The sequence below is a fragment of the Leucobacter sp. M11 genome, from assembly GCF_035726885.1.
Classification (GTDB): domain Bacteria; phylum Actinomycetota; class Actinomycetes; order Actinomycetales; family Microbacteriaceae; genus JAPFRB01.
Genome location: NZ_JAPFRB010000004.1, coordinates 78,568 through 81,803, shown reverse-complemented (window position 1 = coordinate 81,803; position 3,236 = coordinate 78,568). Strand labels below are relative to the sequence as shown.

At 68.8% G+C, this 3,236-nt stretch carries 3 protein-coding genes; all 3 read left to right on the top strand.

What is annotated here, in order from left to right; all coding sequences use genetic code 11:
- On the top strand, positions 1-565 hold a 565-nt coding region (locus OOT08_RS12350; protein ID WP_325093042.1), incomplete at its 5' end, for an O-antigen ligase family protein.
- Positions 566-697: 132 nt separating this feature from the next.
- Positions 698-2,662: a glycosyltransferase gene (locus OOT08_RS12345; RefSeq protein WP_325093041.1), complete on the top strand. Its 1,965-nt coding sequence runs from the start codon at positions 698-700 to the stop codon at positions 2,660-2,662.
- A 75-nt stretch (positions 2,663-2,737) separates the two neighbouring features.
- Positions 2,738-3,079 (top strand): DUF898 family protein, encoded by a 342-nt coding sequence (locus OOT08_RS12340; protein WP_325093039.1) that lies wholly within the window; start codon positions 2,738-2,740, stop codon positions 3,077-3,079.
- Positions 3,080-3,236 lie beyond the last annotated feature (157 nt).

The following is a 3,236-nucleotide window of genomic DNA, read 5'->3' as shown; positions in this document are numbered from 1 at the left end:
CCTGTTCTTCCGCAACGCCCTCTTCGGCCTGCTCGGCAAGAGCGGCGATATGACGGGGCGGCTCGAGATCTGGCAGAAGGTCATCGAGTTGGCCGAGCAGCGCCCCGCCTTCGGCTGGGGCTGGGTCAGCTACTGGCCGTTCTGGGCGGAGCCCTTCAACGGCCTCGACGAGAAGGTCGGCCTGCCCGTCATGCACGCGCACAACGCCTGGCTCGACGTGTGGCTCCAGCTCGGCATCGTCGGCCTCGTCCTCTTTGCGATGCTCGCGGGGCTCACCCTGTGGCGGGTCTGGTTCCGCGCGATCGACCAGCCGCGCCGCGACGCGGGCGCGCCGCTGCCCTTCGCGACCAGCTCGCTCGTGCCGCTGCTCCTCGTGGTCGCGCTCCTCGTTCAGTCGCTCACCGAGAGCCGCATCCTCGTCGAGGGCGGCTGGTTGCTCCTCGTCTTGCTCGCGATGAAGTCGAAGACCGACTACCAGATCCCCTCGCTCGACGCCGAACCGCGCGTCGCCCCCTGGCGCGATATCCCGCTCACCCCGGCCCGCGCGCGGGGCGAGCGCGGCTGAGCCCCGCGACGCTTCGCTCGGAATGCGCTTCGCGCCCGCGGGGCGCGGCGCAAGCGAACACTCAGCAAACGGTGACCAAACTCCTCCGGTTCCCGGCCAATTCCTCGCGAGCGCACAGCGCCGATTGTTAAGATGACTGGTGAAGAGCTCTTCGTCCGCTCAGCCATCCTCACCGAAAGCCGTGGTCACACCCCGATGCGCACAGTCCTGCAGAACGTCGTCTTCCCCGGTTCGAAGGACCCCGATGTCCTTCCCCTCTACGCGGATCCCGAGATCTGGACCACGATGAACGGCACGCCCGTCCGGCTGAGTGACGACAGCCACATCGAGAACGTGCTCTCCCGGAGCAGCTCCCGCGTCGAGGCCGGCAAGCGGGTTTCCTTCGGCACCTACTTCAACGCCTTCCCTGCCTCCTACTGGCAGCGCTGGAGCGTCGTGACCGAGGTGCGCCTGTCCCTGGCGACCCGCGGCGAGGGCACCGTGATTGTGTACCGCTCGAACTCCGCGGGCAACGCGCAGCGCGTCGAGTCCCGGCAGGTGAGCGGCGAGACGACCTCCGAGTTCGCGCTGCCCCTGAACACCTTCAGCGACGGCGGCTGGTACTGGTTCGACCTGATCGCGAACGACGAGTCGCTCGTGCTGGAGCACGGCGCCTGGGACACCGAGGCCGAGCCGACCGCGCCCGGCAAAATCAGCCTCGGCATGACGACCTACAACAAGCCCGACTACTGCGTCACGACCCTCGGCGCGATCGCGGACAACCCCGCGCTGACTGAGGCGATCGACCGCATCCTGCTCGTCGACCAGGGCACCCGCAAGGTCCGCGACGAGCCCGGCTTCGAGGCGGTCTCCGCGCGACTCGGCGAGAAGCTGCGCATCATCGGGCAGGGCAACCTCGGCGGCTCCGGCGGCTTCTCCCGGGCGATGGCCGAAACGCTCAAGCTGGACGACAGCGACTTCCTGATGCTCCTCGACGACGACGTCGAGCTGGAGACCGAGAGCGTGCTCCGCGCGCACCAGTTCGGCCGCTTCAGCCGCACCCCGGTCATCGTCGGCGGTCACATGTTCGACCTGCTCGACAAGCCGATCATGCACGCCTGGGCCGAGACGGTCAACCAGGGCGCATTCAACTGGGGACCGTCCTTCCCCGAGCAGCACCGGCACGACTTCCGGGTCGCGAACCTGCGACAGACCCCGTGGATGCACGCTCGCCTCGACGCCGACTACAACGGCTGGTGGATGTGCCTCATCCCCAAGGCCGTCATCAAGAAGGTCGGCCTCTCGCTGCCCGTCTTCATCAAGTGGGACGACTCCGAGTACGGCCTGCGCGCCCGCGAGCACGGCTTCCGCACGGTGTCCCTGCCCGGCGTGGCCCTCTGGCACGTGTCCTGGCTCGACAAGGACGACTCCCAGGACTGGCAGGCCTTCTTCCACACCCGGAACCGGATCATCGCGGGACTCCTGCACTCGACCCAGCCCAAGGGCGGACGGCTGCTCCAGAACAGCGGCCGCCAGGACCTCAAGAAGCTGCTGAACATGCAGTACTACGCGGTGCAGCTCGCCGTGGACGCGCTGCGCTCGGTGCTGGACGGCCCGGCCTCCCTGCACGACCGCATCGCCGAGTCCATGCCCGCGGCCCGCGCCCGCGCGGCGGACTTCCCCGAGACCCGAGTCTTCCGCTCCGGCGACGAGGCCCCCGCCTCCCACGCGGGACGGGCCCTGCCGAACCCGAACGGCCCGGAGCACGGCCCCACGGGGGCCCGGCTCGGCCTCTTCACGCTTCGCCAGGTGCCCAAGCACTGGCTGCGCACCTCGGACGAGGCCGCCAAGGAGACCCCGGAGATTGAGTACGCGAAGCGCGACGCCCACTGGTGGCGGGTGCCGAATCACCGTAGCGTGCTCGTCGGCACCGCCGACGGCTCCGGCAAGTCCTGGTACCGGCACGATCGAGAGAAGTTCCACCGCCTCTGGACCGAGAGCCGGAAGCTCACCAAGCAGATCGAGAAAAACTGGGATCGCCTCGCTCAGGAATACCGCGACGCGCTGCCCCGGATCACCTCGGTCGAGGAGTGGGAAAAGACCTTCGACGGCCGCTAACGCGAGTGCGCCGCTCGGGACTCACCCGTCCCGGGCGGCGCCCTTGCGCGGGTCGACGCCGCTAGGGTTGAGCGCATGACACAGTATGCGCAACCGGTTGCCGGTGCCCCGGTTCCCCTGTTCCGTTTCGACGGCGGCGCCGCCACCTGGTTCGGGGTGCAGATCGGCGGCGTCCTCGTCACCGTGCTCACCCTCGGCATCTGCTACCCCTGGGCGGTCGTCATGGTCTACCGCTGGAAGACCAAGCACACCTACCTGAACGGCCACCGGCTCGCCTTCGCCGGCAACGCCTGGTCCCTGTTCGGGCAGTGGATCAAGTGGCTGCTGCTGTGCATCATCACCCTCGGCATCTACTCCTTCTGGGTGTACCCCCGGCTGACCCGCTGGATCGTCGAGAACCAGACCTTCGCGCAGTAACCCGCGAACGCGCCCGCGGCCCCGCCGGGAGCACCCAGGCTGCCCGGAATCCCCGCTCTGCTCGCCCCGCGCGTCCTGCCCCTGCTGCACGTCGCGTCTGCCACGCCCGAATTGCCCGCTGATTGCCCCGAGAGCTCCCGTGACCCAGACCGCTGTT